This window comes from uncultured Nonlabens sp., assembly GCF_947495285.1.
Lineage (GTDB): Bacteria > Bacteroidota > Bacteroidia > Flavobacteriales > Flavobacteriaceae > Nonlabens.
The window spans coordinates 1-326 of the sequence record NZ_CANLXZ010000098.1 but is presented as its reverse complement, the minus strand read 5'-3'; the positions used below and the strand labels follow the sequence as shown (position 1 = coordinate 326).

Below are 326 nucleotides of genomic sequence, written 5' to 3'. Positions count from 1 at the left end.
ACAAACCAAATGTCTTGGACAGCAAACACAATAACGGAGCTATATAAGGCGCGATGGGAGGTTGAGATATTTTTTAGAGATATAAAACAACAGCTACACATTAAGTCATTTATAGGAACTAGCCATAATGCGGTAATGATACAAATATGGACTGCATTAATAACGATACTGATATTAAAGGCGCTAAAAACACAGGCGAAACACGGCTGGTATTTATCAAATTTAGTAGCTTTTATAAGACTAAATCTCTTTGTGAAAGTTGATCTGCACAAATGGCTCGATAATCCATTTGCAAAAGAACAACCACCGCCAAATAAATATATACA

Annotated in this window: 1 protein-coding gene; it reads left to right on the top strand. The window is 35.0% G+C overall.

Going from position 1 to position 326, the window contains the following annotated elements; genetic code table 11:
* Positions 1 to 326, top strand: a 326-nt coding sequence (locus tag Q0838_RS14285; RefSeq protein ID WP_298956568.1) for a transposase, incomplete at both ends; no start/stop codon positions are given.